The sequence below is a fragment of the Streptomyces cyaneochromogenes genome (genome assembly GCF_003963535.1).
GTDB classification, from domain to species: domain Bacteria; phylum Actinomycetota; class Actinomycetes; order Streptomycetales; family Streptomycetaceae; genus Streptomyces; species Streptomyces shaanxiensis.
Genome location: NZ_CP034539.1, coordinates 10,378,505 through 10,392,563 on the forward strand (window position 1 = coordinate 10,378,505; position 14,059 = coordinate 10,392,563).

Genomic DNA, 14,059 nt, shown 5'->3' on the forward strand with positions numbered 1-14,059 from the left:
TCCTGTCCTGTCCTCCCGGTCACCCCTGAGCCTTGCTGATCTCGGTACGCAGTGTCTGCAACTGTCCCTCGTCGTTGTAGCCGTACACCTCGATCGTCGCCTGGCCGGGTTCTCCCTTGTCGGTGAAGTCGAGCGGACCGCTCACGCCGTCGTAGTCGATGTTCCTGCCGTCGGCAAGCAGCTCCTTGCAGGCCGCGAACGAGGTGCACTTCTCACCGTCCTTGGTGATCCCGTTCATCTCCTTCACGTACTGGCCCGGGTCGTCGGACCCCGCCTTCTCGGCGGCGAGCGCGATCGTCGTCACGCAGTCGAACACCTGCGGCCCGAACTGCAGCTCTTTGAGCTCCGGCGCGAACTCCTTGAGATCCTTCACGTACTGCTCGTTGGACGCCGATGCCGGCGCGGTTCCCTTCATCCCGGAGAGCCTCTCCGGCTCATTCGGGGCGACCAGCGACGGCAGCTCCTCGCTGCGCAGTCCGTCGGCGCCGTAGACGCCGATCCGGTCGGGACCGAGCCCGGCCTCGATCATGGCCTGCAGGATCTGGGCGCCTTCCTCGAACGCGATCACCACGGCGGCGTCCGGCCTGGAGTTCTCCACCTGCTGCACGACCTGATCGAAGTTGGTCGCCCTCGGGTCGTACGTCTCGGCGAGCGTCACCGTCACACCGCTGTCCTCAAGACCCTTCTGCGTGGCCTCCAGCAGGCCGCGCCCGTAATCGTCCGCCCGCGCGATCAGGGCAACACGGTCGTGGCCGTCGTCCCGGATGACATCCGCCAGGACAGGCCCCTGCAACACGTCGCTCGGGGCGGTACGGAAGTAGAACCCGTCGTCCTCGTAGTCGGTGAACGTAGGAGCGGTGTTCGACCCCGAACACTGCACGACGCCCGCTCCGGTCACCCGGTCGATGAACGACAGCGACATGCCGGAGGCGGCGGCGCCGATGATCGCGTCCACGCCCGCTGCGAGGACCCGGTCGGCGGACTGCGCCGCAACGGCCTCCTGGCCCGCCTCGTCACCGGAGACCACTGCCGGCACCGGCTTGCCCAGTACCCCGCCGGCGTCATTGATTGTCTGTATCGCGAACTTCAGCGACTCGATCTGCGGTGGGCCGAGGTAGGCCAGCTGTCCCGTCTCCGGCAGGACATACCCGAACTGGAGCTCACCATCGCCGGGCTCGGCCCGGGCGGTGCTCGTCGCCCCACAGACGGCTATCACAAGGGCTGCCGCGCTCGTGAGGATCGCGGACCGCCGAATCGACGCTTTCATCTCCGCCTCCGCTCGTACAGGCGGCGGTGGTGGTCGAGAGGCCGGCCATCCGCCCGCCCTCTGTACATGAGCGTAGAACTCATTCGGCGGTCGGAAAAGCGAAGACTATGCAGGTTTGCGAAGGGTCGGGCTCAGTGGTCCCTGCTCACGCTCCTCGCCTCGTCCGGGCGGTGTGTGCAGCGTGACCATGGCCTGCACAGCATGACTGGCAGTCCGTGGGGCGATTTGTTGCGTGAGCGTGGCGAAGAGGGTCAGGCGCGCGTCCGGGCGCGCGACTGGCGAGCACGAGACGACCGTGAGGTGAGCATGCCTTCTGCGCCCTCCAGATGTACGTGTTCAGTTGCGCGGGCGGATGAGGAGAAGGGCGATGTCGTCGTGTCGGGGCGCGGAGCGTTCGGCGTGGCGGAGGAGGTCTTCAGCCAGGGCGTCCAGGCTTTCCCGTTGTGCCGCTGCCAGTTGGCCGGCGAGCGCGATGGTCGCGTCGTCGATGTCGATGCCGGGGCTTTCGACGAGTCCGTCGGTGTACAGGGCGAGGACGGCGCCGGGTGGGAGGGCGATCTCGGCAGTGGGGTAGTCGGCGTTCGGATCGATGCCCAGCAGCAGTCCGGGGGACACCCGGAGGATGTCGGTTCCGCCGCCGGGATGGCGCAGCAGGGCGGGAGGGTGTCCGGCGGTGGCCAGTCGTGCGCGGTGATGTGTCAGGTCGAGGTGGGCGACGAGGCAGCTGGCGAACAGGCCGGGGTCGAGGTCCGTCAGGAGGCGGTTGGTGCGGGCGAGGATCTCGCCGGGTGAGGAGCCGACGGTGGCGTGGGCGCGGACGGCGGTGCGGATCTGCCCCATGAGGGCGGCGGCGGTGGTGTTGTGGCCCTGGACGTCGCCGATCGCCACGGTGGCGGTATCCGGTGAGCTGTGGATGAGGTCGTAGAAGTCGCCGCCGATCTCCATGCCGTGGCCGGCGGGCCGGTAGCAGGCGGCCACGTCCAGGCCGGGGACGCGCGGCAGGGCGCGCGGCAGCAGGCCGGTCTGCAGGGTGTGGGCAAGGGCGTGCTTGGCGTCGTAGAAGCGGGCGCGGTCCAAGGCTTGGGCGAGCAGTCCGGCCAGCGAGGTGAGGATGGCTCGTTCGGCGGGCGGGAACGGGCGAGGGACGTCGTAGCCGAGTACGAGAGTGCCCACCGGTCGGCCCGACACGATCAGGGGGAGGAACGCCCAGGCCGCCATGTCGTCCTGGTGTACTGCCGGCGGATAGGCCCTCTTGAGAGCGGCGAAACTGGGGAAGAACGCGGCCACGCCTGTGGTGATGGCCTGCGCCGCGGGGGTCTCGGAGGTGAGGGGCGCTGCGTCGAACCGGGCCATCAGCTCGGGGGAGTAGCCGCGGAAACCGGTGATCCGCAGCCGACCTTCGTACACCGTCATGAGCGCCAGGGCTTTGGGGCCGAAGGCGGGCACGATCTGGTCGGCGGCCAGCTCGACCACGTCCTGAACGCCGACGGCCTCGGTGAGGGCGGTGGCGAAGTGCGTCAGGTGGTACAGGCCCGCCGCGCTTACAGGCTCGGCCGTGGATCGGGGCTGATGTCCTTGCGCGGTGTCGGGCGGGTGTCCGGTGACGGGGCTGATGTGGACGCTGATGCCGCTGTCACTCGGGTAGAGCTGGAAGAACAGCCACCTGTCCGGTGGGCGCCGCGCGGTGAAGGAGGTCGGCTGGCGCGTGACCACGGCCGCCCGGTAGCGCTCCTCGAACACAGGATCCTGCAACCACACCAGTACCTCCCACGGGCGGTTGCCCAGCAGCGAGGCAGCACCGGCACCCAGCAGCTCGGCGCCGGCGGGGTTGATGAAAGTGAGCCGGCCATCCAGGTCGAGGGCACAGCAGCCCACGGGCAGGCGCTCGGTGAAGACCAGGGCGGCGGTGGCCTGGGCCGGGTCGGATGCGCGGGGTTGGGGCGCCGGGAGCAAGCGTGGTTCGTCGACGAGCTGCAGCGGACGGCCGCTGTCGACGGCCTGTCGCAGGATCCCTGCGACGTGCCGACAGCAGGCGCTGATCGTCTCCTGTTCGGCGGCGCTGAGCTGCGGCGGATGCCATGCGGGCCACAGCAGCACAATGCCGCCCCATACGGTGCCGGCGCCCGTGATCGGGGCCGCGGCAAGCTGGAAGTCATACGGCAGGACGATCCCGAGGCGAGGGTAGCGGCGCGCGATTTCCTCCTGACTGCCCAGCCAGACCATGTGCCGCCGGCGTACGGCGTCCGCCACCGGGATCGCCGCGTTCACCGGGACGCGGGCCCACGGGGCTGAGATCTGCTCGGACACGCCGGAGGCCAGCACCAGCCGCAATACCCGCTCCCCCGGAGGGAGCAGGTACACCAGACCCGTCGATGCGCCGGTGTCCCGCACCAGGTCGGCCAGAACAGAGTCCGGCACGGCGCCACCGGCGGCGGCAACGGGGGAATAGGGAACGGGGTGCTGCACGGCCGTCACCCACTCCGGCCGACTCGCGGAGCGTCGCGTGCGCGCCCGAAGCGCCCACGAACTGCCGCCCCGGAGAGCCACGCACCGTACGAGTCGCACCGCACGTCACCCATAGGGGGACCATACGCCCGCCGCGCCAGGGCGGCACCCGTCCCCGGACCCGCATGCCGCAGGCGGGGCGCACTGGTCTCCCTCTCCTCTGCCTCCGATACCGGCCCCCCTGCGGCTTGGGTCACTCACCGGCCGTGCACGGCGTGAACCGGTGTCGGGGCTTCTGGCTCCGGGGTCGAGGCCGGTGAGTGCGGCCCCGTCGATCACCCGCCCCGCTCACGCGTAGGGCGCCGGGTCAGCTCGGCTGCCGCGTGCCGTGGTAGTGCTCGGCGAGCCGGGCCAGGGCGACGGCGCCGAGCAGGAGCCCGAAGTCGCGCAGGGCGATGTCGTAGTGGTCGGGAATGGTCAGCAGGTTGACGATGATGCCGGCGAGCCAGCCGGCGACCAGCCAGCCCCCGAACCGCGGGGCCACTGCGACGGCGATACCGGCGACGATCTCGATGACGCCGACGGCGTACATGGCGGCCTGGGCGCTGCCCGGAACCACGTCGTTGATCCACGGGGCGAGATAGGTCGGCCAGTCGACGAGCAGATTGGCGAACTTGTCCAGACCGAACAGGATCGGGGCCACGGTGAATCCCGTCCGGAGGATCCAGAACGCCTGGTAGCCGGGGTCGGCAGCCAGGCTGCGCCGGGGTGTGACCGACGCGGTGGTGGGGGACGACATGACGCCTCCTTCTATCTACAACTTTCACTATCGATAGAAGCTCGTCCCGGCTCTTTAGTCAATGGCTGTTGGTTTTACACTGGTGTCCGTGGACCACTCGAAGGAAGCACCCGTCGGTGACGTCTCCGCCGTCGCGGCTCTGGACGAGCCGACGCGCAGGCGGCTGTACGAGCATGTGGTGCGCCAGCCCGATCCGGTCGGACGGGACGACGCGGCCCAGGCCCTCGGGCTGGCGCGGCAGACGGCGGCCTTCCATCTGGACCGGCTGGCCGATCAGGGGCTGCTGGAAGTGGTGTACGAGCGGCGCAGCGGACGCAGCGGCCCGGGCGCGGGCCGGCCCGCGAAGCTGTACCGCCGCTCGGACAGACAGGTGAGCGTCAGCCTGCCCGAGCGGCGCTACGAGCTGGCTGGGCGGCTGCTGGCACAGGCGGTCGAGGAGTCCGACGCGACAGGCGAACCTGTACGTGGGGTGCTGCACCGCAAGGCGACGGAACTGGGCGAGCAGCTCGGCGCGCAAGAAGCCACCGGCGTGACGGACCTGTTGGAGCGGCACGGCTTCGAGCCGCGCCGCGAAGGCGACGCGATCGTGCTGGGCAACTGCCCCTTCCACGTGCTGGCGCGTGAGCACACCGAGACGGTGTGCGGTATGAACCTCCATCTGCTGCGCGGGGTGCTCGAGGCATTGGGCGAGAGTGACCTTGAGGCGTGCCTGGCCCCGGCGCCGGGACGGTGCTGCGTCCGTCTGCAGCCGGCCGCCTGACCGGCGCCCTGGGATTGTTGCGGTGCCTGCCTGCTGATCGGAAGACGGCGAGGTGATCCACCGGCGAGCGGTCTGCTGCCGTTCGGCTTCCCGCGCGCGCATCCGGCGCTGGTCGAGGACGCGAGCGGTGAGACGGACGACCTGTGGACCGGTCACGAGTACGGCCATGGCGGCGAGGTCTCCGGAGCCGCCAGCCCGGCTGCCGATCTCGCCGGGGGATCGGCGGCTTGGTGAGCTTTCCGTCGGCGTTGGCCCACACCCGTACGCGGTCGCAGGCCGGAAGACCGGAGTCGACGTCGGTGGTGGCGGTGCGGGAGGTGCCGTCCGGGGCGGTGTCGCGGATTTTGGCCGGGTACTGCGTTTCTGTTTAAACGGGCTCGCGGACAGGCCGGGCAGCGGCTCGCCGGTGAGGGCGTCCGTGCTGGATGTCCCCCCGGCCAGGTCCTGCGCACGCCCAGAGGACGGCTGCTCCTCATGCCGCCGCAGTCAGCGCGGTGGTCACCTCGGTTGCCCGCCCGTAAGGATGGCATTAGGTGTGCATCTGCCGGAGCTTGATTACACCGAGGTCCGGGTCTTCTGCTTGAGGCGTTCGTAGGGCGTCTGGCCGCCAAGGGCGCCGTGGGGGCGATGGTAGTTGTAGTAGTCCTCCCACTCGCGGAGCTTGTCGTTGAAGACGCCGGTGTCATCGATGACGACGCCGTCGAGCATGCGGTAGAACTCCTCAGCGTCGATGCGATGAGAGCGTTCGACCTTGCCGTTGAGGTGAGGTGATGCCGGTTTGATGTAGGTGTGGGCGATGCCCTTGTCGAGGACGTTCCAGTGGAAGGTGGACTGGAACTCCGCTCCGTTGTCGGTCTGGATCACCTCGACGCGGAACGGCAGGCGCTCCAGCACGTAGTCGAGGAACTGGACGGCGGTCTTCTGGTCGCACCGCGGATAGATCCGCAGCACCCGCAGCCGTGTGCAGTCATCGATGGCGGTGAACTGGTAGTACTTCGCTCGCCGCCGCCGCTTGGGCAGAGTTCCGGTTACCGGCACCACGGCTGGGGTCTGCTCCGGTAGGCCGATCGGTTCGATGAATTTGACGTCGATCTGGACTCGGTTGCCGGGCAGCTGCTTCTCGTAGCGGGTGTAGCGCTTGTCGTGCCGTTTGTAGCGCTGAGAGGCCGGCAGTCGGTTGATCCCGAGCTTCTTGAGGATGCGGTAGGCGGCGGAGCAAGCGATGTCGATGTCGTGGTACCGCTCGAGGTACATCTTGATCTTCATCGGGCCGAAGTGGTAATGCCGCCGCAGGTAGACGATCTTGTTGACGACATCAGCCTCGGTGGCATGGGGGCAGTTGTGAGGCTTGCTGGAGCGATCCCGCAGGCCCTCCAGGCCCTCGTCCTGGTACCGGCGCAGCCACTTGTAGAAGCAGGTGCGGCTGATGCCGTAGTAGCGGCAGGTCAGCGAGACGTTGCCTGTGACTTCCTCGGCGTGGCGCAGGACCGCCAGGCGATGATGGGCTTGGCGGTCCTGCTGCTGTTGCAGCGAAGGGGGCATGGTAGATCTCCGTAGTGGTCGGAGACCGCGAGTGTCAACAACGTCCGGCAGTTTTATAACTGGGGCCTGTCCTGTCGATCTCGGCCGTCCAACGGTCACACTCCGATGAAGCTCACCGTTTCCGTCATGTCCGCCCGCCCGGTGCGCAGTTGCGGCACGCCCTCCTTCTCGAACCCCACTGAGACGCCGCAGAACAGCACGAGTCCGTCATCGGCTCCGACTGCCCGGCTGACAGTCTCCCGGTACACGGTCCACATCACCTGGGGGCAGCTGTGCAGCCCCTCGGCCCTCAATAACAGCATGACCGTCTGCAGGTACATTCCCGCGTCAGCCCACTGTCCGGGCCCCATCGCCCGGTCGAGGTAGCAGAACAGGACGGTCGGCGCCCCGAACGCCTCCGAGTTCAAGGTGGCGATCTTCCTGGGCCGGTCTGGGTCGTCGCGCTCGATCCCCAGCGATTCGTACCGCTGGGCGGCGGCAGCAGCAAAGCGGTCCAGATACGGCGAGGCCAGCCCGTCCGGGTACATCGGGTATTCACGCTCGTCGCCGGGGTCCCCCGCCAGTGCCCTGGCTGTCGCGGTCCGCTTGAGTTCCGCCAAGGGTTCACCGGTCACGACGTACAGATGCCACGGCTGGAGGTTCCCGCTGGACGGAGCCCGCGTCGCTGCGGTCAGCACTCGTTCGAGTACCTCCTTGGGCACGAGCTCATCGCTGAACGCCCGCACGGCCCGGCGACTGTCCACGGCCTCATACACATCCACGTCTTCGCGTCCTCTCATTCAACCGGGCCCCTCCACCGTATTCAGCCGTGAGTACCGAGCATCGCCGGGGGTTGGGGCGTCCCGACGATCAGTCCAATCGTTGATAGGACTGTGGGAGACAGAGGCGACTTGACGGATGCTCAGTGGGAGCGGCTGGAGCCGCTTCTACCGGTCAGCAATGGGCGTTGTGGCAGGTGGCGGGACCACCGCCAGGTCGTGAACGGGGTGCTGTACCGGATCCGCACGGGCGTGCACTGGCGCGACCTGCCGGAGCGAAACGGACCGTGGGAGGTGCTCCTGCGGCGGATCCAGGCCGAGGCGGACGCGGCCGGCGAGATCGACTGGGACGTCTCGGTCGACTCGACGTCCGTGCGCGCACACCACCACGCCGCCGGCGCCCGGCACGCTCCGCCGCCCGCCATCAAAGGGGCTCCGCCCAGGCTGTCAGAGCCGTTCGGGGTTGGGAACAAGGACCGCTACACCGTCGAACGGGCGATCAATAAACTGAAGGCCTTCCGCGCGGTTGCAGCCAGGTTCGACAAGCGTGGCTAGGTCTACCTCGGAACCGCTACCGCAGCCGCGCTCGTCATCTGGCTCCGCTCGTGATCGCCAGGACACTGCCTAAACGTCAGGTGTCAGTCTGCCCCGTCCTCCATGCGCCCAAGGCCCCTCCGGCGGATGGGAGTTGTGCAGTTGAACAGGCCGTGCACCGCCGCTGTCAGGCGCGGGTCGGTGAAGAGCCGGAAGCGGAGCCAGTCGGACAGCCCGGCTTCATCGGGCTGCGCCGCGCATGCGCGCCACGCGTTCCCAGGCCGGCGGAAGCCAGCCAATCGACGGTCTCGGCGGACCCGCGCGCGGCTCCGCCGTGAGGCAGTGTCTCGCCAATCGCCAGGTCGTCCCCGGTCAGGGCGACCTGGCGGCGACGACGTTCTCCTCGATATGCCACGCCCGGGTGCGGACCGCCACCGTTGCGAACCACACCACCAGTCGATTGTTGTCGCTGCGCCGGCCCGTGCGATCTGGCGTTCCGTCGCGGGGCGTTGGTTGTTCAGCGGTTGGGTTCGGCGGCGCTGATGTCGCCGAGAGCCGAGTCGGGATCGTGTTCGATGGCGAGGTCACCGATGGCGACGATGCCCACCGTGTGATGTCCTTCGTCGACGACGGGGACACGCCGCACGGAATGCTCACGCATCACGTGCACGGCGAGGGTCAGGTCGTCGTCGGGGCCGACGGTGACCAGGTCCTCGCTGCATGCGTTGGCCACGGTCGTCTGGCCCGGATCGCCGCCTTCGGCCACCGCGCGCACCACCAGGTCACGGTCACTGACCAGGCCGCGTAGCTGACCGCCCTCGGTGACCAGATCGGCGCCGATGTTCTCGTCTCGCATGATCCGGGCCACCGCCGTCACTGAGGTCTGCGGTTCGACGGTTACCGGGTCGGCCGTCATGACGTCGCGGACATGTTGAGTCATGGCAACATCCCTCCGCGGAGCGGGGCGTGCCGTTCACCGCTGTGCGGCCACCGAGTACCCGCAGGTGACCGTCGGGCACCGTCCCGGAAGCCTTGATGGCTGGAACCGCGCTCCGGGTACACGAAGAGTCAGCTGCCGCCGTCGTGCCATCGCCCGTGTGGCACGTGAAGGGGCCAGATGTCGAGCGGCAGATCGCGGTGGAAGACGGCCATGGCCAGCCCGGGGCCGTTGTAGTCGTCAACGATCTTCGTGTCGAAGCCGAGGCTGCGATGGAAGGCGATCGAGCCGGTGTTCTCGATTGACGTGATCGCCTTCAACTGCCGCGCACCGTGACGTTCCGCTGCTTCAGCGAACGCCGCATACAGTCGGCGCCCGAGTCCGGCCCCGCGGGCGTCGTCCCGCGTGGCGATCAGATGCACGTACCCGGTGCCATCTGGGGTGACGAACCCGAAGATGTACCCACGGATTCCGTCCTCGGCTCGGGCAACCAAGCAAGTGGAACCGAACTCCTGGACCATTGCCAGAAGGTGCAGCGACCGAAGGTCGCGTTCGCCCCAGTAACGGGGGTGATCAGTCAGGACCTGGTGGAAGTCGGACACCTCGGCCGGTGCGATGTGTATCCCCATAGTGGCGATCATGGCAGGCGCTCCAGCCGTCACAGGCGAAGGGCCGCACGGGTTGGGCAAGTTGTGACGCAATCCTGGGCCCGTGCGGCCTGTTCCCACCCTGTCCTGTCCGGACTCTCCCGCCCATACTTCGGCAACTTGCTCGAAGAACTCGCCCCAAGTGGCAGGCCGCCCGTGAGTCGGCCATGCGCGAGTGGTGGGGCGGGGATCGCAGGTCGGCCGTTGGTGCCGGGCACAACGAGGGCCTGGCTTTTCGTCGACCGGCTCCTGGTCAGGCCGGGGCGCCTGGGCCCGGGGCTGCCGGGGGCTCTGGCGCAGTTGTACGGCGTCGACCGCTCCACCGTCGCCGCCGCAGTCCGAGGGGGCCGCCGCTGCGGGCGGCCCGCGGCTTCGCCGTCCCTGACCGGGCCGGGCTGCTTCGTACTTAGGGCCGCTGAACGGTTCCGCCGGCACCTGATGGTCAAGGCGGAGGTCGACGAGGGCTACCGGGGCATGGCCAACAAGCTGCCCGCGCAAGTCAGCGCCGCGTCGAAGAATCCCAAGGACGCCGCGCCGAAGGGCGAGCGCTGTGCCTGGCGTGAGCGACGGCACCGGCAATCCTCCCGGCCGATTCTGCGTGGAGCACACCAACGCCGAACACAAGCGGCGGCGGCCCCGGCAGCGGTTCACCGACCGCTGCGAAACCTGTGCCGAGACCCACCAGGCCGTTGTCGGACTGGCCTCCGAAACCGATCTGCCCGGCGGGCGACACGCGTCAAGTCGAGCACCGAACCGGTACCATGCCACCTGCTGATCCCCCACCAGTTGGCCCGCCAGGCCGGCACGTGCAGGAACTCAATCGCCCCCAAGGCCGTTAGACGGCACCTTGAGCCAGGCCGGGTCAATAAGGCCGGCCGAGTGCTCTGGGCCACGTCCTACGCCGGCCGGCCCATGCGCTGGGGATGCGGGACCGCGGGCCAGGGGTGAGGCTGGTGCCATGTCCGAGCCCCGCGTGATCGTCTACCCGCCGGCCGAGAGCGGCGGCCGCAAGGTGCGTGTCGGGGACGAGACGGTCGGCACCGCGCACAGCCTCCACGAACTCACCGTGTTCCTGCAGAACGCCGGCCTGACCGGCTGGGACGAGTTGGATGTCGCCGAGTCGGGTCTGATCGAATGGCATGAGGGCGGGCCAGAGGTCTGGAAACCCTGACAAAGGGCCAGGGCAAGCGGGTCGGGGAAGGGGGAGACCTCAACGGTCGGCCGCCTCGGTTACGCCTCTGATGCTGCCGCAATTCGACGATCTTCCACTGTTTGTGGCTCTCGGTGCGAACACAGCCGCAGGGTGCGTCTGCGGCAGCTGGCCCATGTCTCCCGTCGGCCGGCTGCTGTTGTAGTGACGGCGTGCCCTGGTCCGATCGGGCGTTGGGCCTGATCACCCCTGCCCGGTGGCGGGGGTGTCGGCAGCCCCAGCAGGAGCGGTCCGCCGGGTTCCGCTGAGTCGACCCGGGCGATCTTGGTTTCGGCGCCGGTGAGGCTGACGCGGAGCCCCTCGATTTCGCCGAGCCAGCCCTCCAGCTCGGCCTCGGCGATCCGGTCCAGAAGGTTGTCGCGGATCTCCACGAGTCGGCCACGCTGGGCCAGGTCCGGGCGCAGGAGGGTGCAGCGGACGCTTGCGTGCTCGTGGATGCGGTCGACGAATTGGGCGCAGGTGAGCTGACCGGTGACTCTCTCCAGGAACCGCAAGGTGGTCGGGGCGTCGGCGGGCAGGTGGCCCAGCTTGCGCAGCCACGCGTAGTAGAGGGTGCCGCCGCCACTGACGCCGCGGCATTGCGGCGCAATTCGGCGTCGTACTCCAGCACGTCGCTCACGGTGATGTCCGCCAGGCCGCCTCCCTTGGCCACCATGATCCGTACCAGAGCACGCCGGGCTCGGCTTCCGCTCGCGGACGCCCACCGTTCGGCGCCGGCGAGCTCCTTCAGGCGGGCGAAGCCCTCCGGGTCCCGGCTTTCCTCCACGAAGGTGCGCACGTGGCAGCTGTTCAGGTCTATCTGCCACGGCAGTGACAGCCGGATCACGTCGGCGGCCGCCAGTAGCAGCAGGCCAGCCTGGATGTTGGTCGCCCCAACGTCCGCCGCAGTGTTCACCCAAGCCTCGGTCTCCCGCCGCCACCGCTGCGGGCAGGCGGCGGCCGGGGAGGCCTCCCACCGTTCCTGCCAGCAATCTCCGGAAAGTCCGACAGCCGGGCCAGGATCGCGCGGGCCCCCGACCTGCGGTGCCACCGCGTGTGCGCCTTCTCCGCGCGCAGCGAGGGCCGCTCCAGCACGGCGAGCACTTCGCCGGCCGACGCGTCCGTGAGCGGCCACCGGGCCACCGATCAGAACATCGCGGGCCGCCCAAGATGAGCCGAGAAGAGCTGGATGACGCACTCGCCCGGGCCGGAAGCCGCAAGAAGGCCGCGGCCTGACCGCCGCCGCACTGTGTCCCGGTTGCCGCCATGGCCGGCTGATGCACCGACTTCTGGTCGCCCGCGTTCGCTCCGCGCCCGGCGGCACGCATCGTGTGCGTGGTCCGGGAATGCGGGGGGCGGGTGTCCAGGACGGTAGTGGGAGACCGCTCGCCCCCTTCGGGAAGGGCTGGCAGTCGGGCGGTCCGCGGTGTGGCCGTGCTGTCACCGGGCCTTGGCCGGTGCGGGTGTGGTGGCGTCGCTCGTCTGCGGGCGGGGTGCGGGCGGGCTTGCAGTTGGGGTGTCGGGTGTGCTTGGCGTGGCTGCGGACTGGGTGTGGTGGTTGAGGGTGCGCCAGCGGTGTTGGAAGCGGTGGTGGTGTTGTGCGAGGTCGGCGGTGGTGAGGGGTTTGTTGTATTGGCCGGTTATGCCGTGGTGGGCAAGCTCCTTGGTGACGGTTTCGAGTGAGGGGTGGTCGGTAAGGGCGCGGTGTCGGGCCCAGATGGTGTAGATGCGGAATTGGTTGAAGTAGCGGGCGAGAGCTTTGGGTTTGATGGGTTGGTTGTCGCGGCCGAGGATTCCTTGGTGTGCGAGCTGGGCGGACAGTTCGGTGGGGTCGGGTTCTCTGTGGTGGTGTTGCTGGAAGGTGTGCCAGGCGAGGTAGTAGTTGTCGGCGGCGGTGGGGACGGGCGTCGGCGCCTGGGCGGTGGTGGTGGCGGACTGCGTGGTGCGGGCGGTTTGGCGGGCTGGGTGGGGGGTGTCCGCTGGAGTGGTTGAGATGTAGCCGTGGGCTGTTGGGCGCTGGTGGGGCTGCCCGGGTGAACGCGGGTTGTCGTGTGGCTGGTGCTGCGGGTGTCCTGCCGCGGACGGTGTCTGGCTGGGGCGGGGTGTCGGGGTGCTCTCCGGTGGGGCGGGAGGGCTGTGGCTGGACGTTGTGTGTGGGTCGGAGGGCAGCGCCCGATCCTGTGGTGGGGGCTTGACCTCAGTTGCGGAGTGGTGGGCGTGGCCGGGCTCGGCGTCGTTGCCGGTGGGCGGTGACGGATCGGCCGGGGCGGGCGTCGCCTCGGTGATCGGGATGGTTGCCGTGTCGGCACCTGCTGCCTTGAGCTTCTGGTGCGGTGTTGACGGAATCGGCCCCGGTTCGATGCCTGCTGCCGCCAGCCCTTCCGGAGCCGTTTCCGCCAGGGGGATGCCGTAGCGAATCAGGCGCAGCGCCGTGAGGGATTGCACTGGTGCTTTCCTGCGCCAGGCGCGTCCGTAGTGGGTGTGCAGGCGGGCTTGGTAGATGAGGCGTTGCTGCTCGAGGGTGATGGCCTGCTCGTAGGAGCGCAGTTCCCACAGTTTCATACGGCGCCACAAGCGGAAGGTCGGGATCGGGGAGAGGAGCCAGCGGGTGGGGCGGACTTTCTCCATGTGGGAGTTGGCGGTGATGTCCGCCAGGCGGCCGATGGCGTGCCGGGCTGCCTCCACGGTCACCACGAACAGCACCGGGATTACCGCGTGCATGCCGACGCCGAGGGGGTCGGGCCAGGCGGCTGCGCCGTTGAAGGCGATGGTCGCTGTGGTGAGCAGCCAGGCTGTGTGCCGCAGCAGCGGGTAGGGGATGCGGGTCCAGGTCAGCAGGAGGTCGAGGGCGAGCAGGACGCAGATGCCGGCGTCGATGCCGATCGGGAAGAGGTAGCTGAAGTTCCCGAAGCCTTTGGCGGCCGCGAGTTGGCGCACAGCGGTGTAGGAGCCGGTGAAGCCGATTGCGGCGATGATCACGGCACCCGTGATGATCACGGCCGTCAATACGCGGTGGGCGCGGGTGAGTCGGGCGGTGCGGGTGGCGCGTGTGTGGGCGGCCGGAGCTGTGACCGGGTCCGGTTGGCGTGGGATCCGTGCGGGTGGCGCGCGGTGCGGGGGCGGCATCTCGGGTGGGGCAGCCATGCCGGGGGATGGGGCCGGCGTGTCGGGTGGGGCCGGC

General features: G+C 69.0%; 10 protein-coding genes and 1 pseudogene. 3 read left to right on the top strand and 8 right to left on the bottom strand.

What is annotated here, in order from left to right; genetic code table 11:
- Window positions 1-19 precede the first annotated feature (19 nt).
- The 3 genes from EJ357_RS46580 to EJ357_RS46590 form a co-directional block, all read right to left on the bottom strand.
- Complete coding sequence (locus EJ357_RS46580) at window positions 20-1,267, bottom strand: ABC transporter substrate-binding protein (protein WP_126398769.1); 1,248 nt, start codon at window positions 1,265-1,267, stop codon at window positions 20-22.
- Between the two features lie 336 nt (window positions 1,268-1,603).
- Window positions 1,604-3,685, bottom strand: a complete 2,082-nt coding sequence (locus tag EJ357_RS46585; RefSeq protein ID WP_228472833.1) for a SpoIIE family protein phosphatase — start codon at window positions 3,683-3,685, stop codon at window positions 1,604-1,606.
- Window positions 3,686-4,079: 394 nt separating this feature from the next.
- The gene (locus tag EJ357_RS46590) at window positions 4,080-4,511 is read right to left on the bottom strand and encodes a hypothetical protein (RefSeq protein WP_126398773.1); all 432 of its coding nucleotides are present in this window, start codon (window positions 4,509-4,511) and stop codon (window positions 4,080-4,082) included.
- Between the two features lie 82 nt (window positions 4,512-4,593).
- On the opposite strand from EJ357_RS46590, the gene EJ357_RS46595 reads away from it, so the two are divergent.
- Complete coding sequence (locus EJ357_RS46595) at window positions 4,594-5,271, top strand: helix-turn-helix transcriptional regulator (RefSeq protein WP_407698458.1); 678 nt, start codon at window positions 4,594-4,596, stop codon at window positions 5,269-5,271.
- A 555-nt stretch (window positions 5,272-5,826) separates the two neighbouring features.
- Here the strand turns inward: EJ357_RS46595 and EJ357_RS46600 are convergent.
- Both EJ357_RS46600 and EJ357_RS46605 read right to left on the bottom strand, forming a co-directional pair.
- On the bottom strand, window positions 5,827-6,813 hold the full coding sequence (locus EJ357_RS46600; RefSeq protein ID WP_126398777.1) for an IS481 family transposase: 987 nt from the start codon (window positions 6,811-6,813) through the stop codon (window positions 5,827-5,829).
- Between the two features lie 95 nt (window positions 6,814-6,908).
- Window positions 6,909-7,574 carry a nitroreductase gene (locus EJ357_RS46605; protein ID WP_126398779.1) on the bottom strand — a complete coding sequence of 222 codons (666 nt, stop codon included), beginning with the start codon at window positions 7,572-7,574 and terminating at the stop codon, window positions 6,909-6,911.
- A gap of 111 nt (window positions 7,575-7,685) precedes the next feature.
- Between EJ357_RS46605 and EJ357_RS46610 the strand changes: the two are divergent.
- Window positions 7,686-7,976, top strand: a pseudogene (locus tag EJ357_RS46610) (transposase); the annotation flags it as partial.
- Window positions 7,977-8,622: 646 nt separating this feature from the next.
- Here EJ357_RS46610 and EJ357_RS46615 read toward each other — a convergent pair.
- Window positions 8,623-9,045: a CBS domain-containing protein gene (locus EJ357_RS46615; RefSeq protein WP_126398783.1), complete on the bottom strand. Its 423-nt coding sequence runs from the start codon at window positions 9,043-9,045 to the stop codon at window positions 8,623-8,625.
- 128 nt (window positions 9,046-9,173) lie between these two features.
- A complete protein-coding gene (locus tag EJ357_RS46620; RefSeq protein ID WP_175647780.1) occupies window positions 9,174-9,683 on the bottom strand; it encodes a GNAT family N-acetyltransferase in 510 nt (169 codons plus the stop codon).
- 964 nt (window positions 9,684-10,647) lie between these two features.
- Here EJ357_RS46620 and EJ357_RS46625 point away from each other — a divergent pair.
- A complete protein-coding gene (locus tag EJ357_RS46625; RefSeq protein ID WP_126398785.1) occupies window positions 10,648-10,860 on the top strand; it encodes a hypothetical protein in 213 nt (70 codons plus the stop codon).
- 1,458 nt (window positions 10,861-12,318) lie between these two features.
- Here EJ357_RS46625 and EJ357_RS49975 read toward each other — a convergent pair.
- A complete protein-coding gene (locus EJ357_RS49975; protein ID WP_228472834.1) occupies window positions 12,319-14,022 on the bottom strand; it encodes a DUF2637 domain-containing protein in 1,704 nt (567 codons plus the stop codon).
- Window positions 14,023-14,059 lie beyond the last annotated feature (37 nt).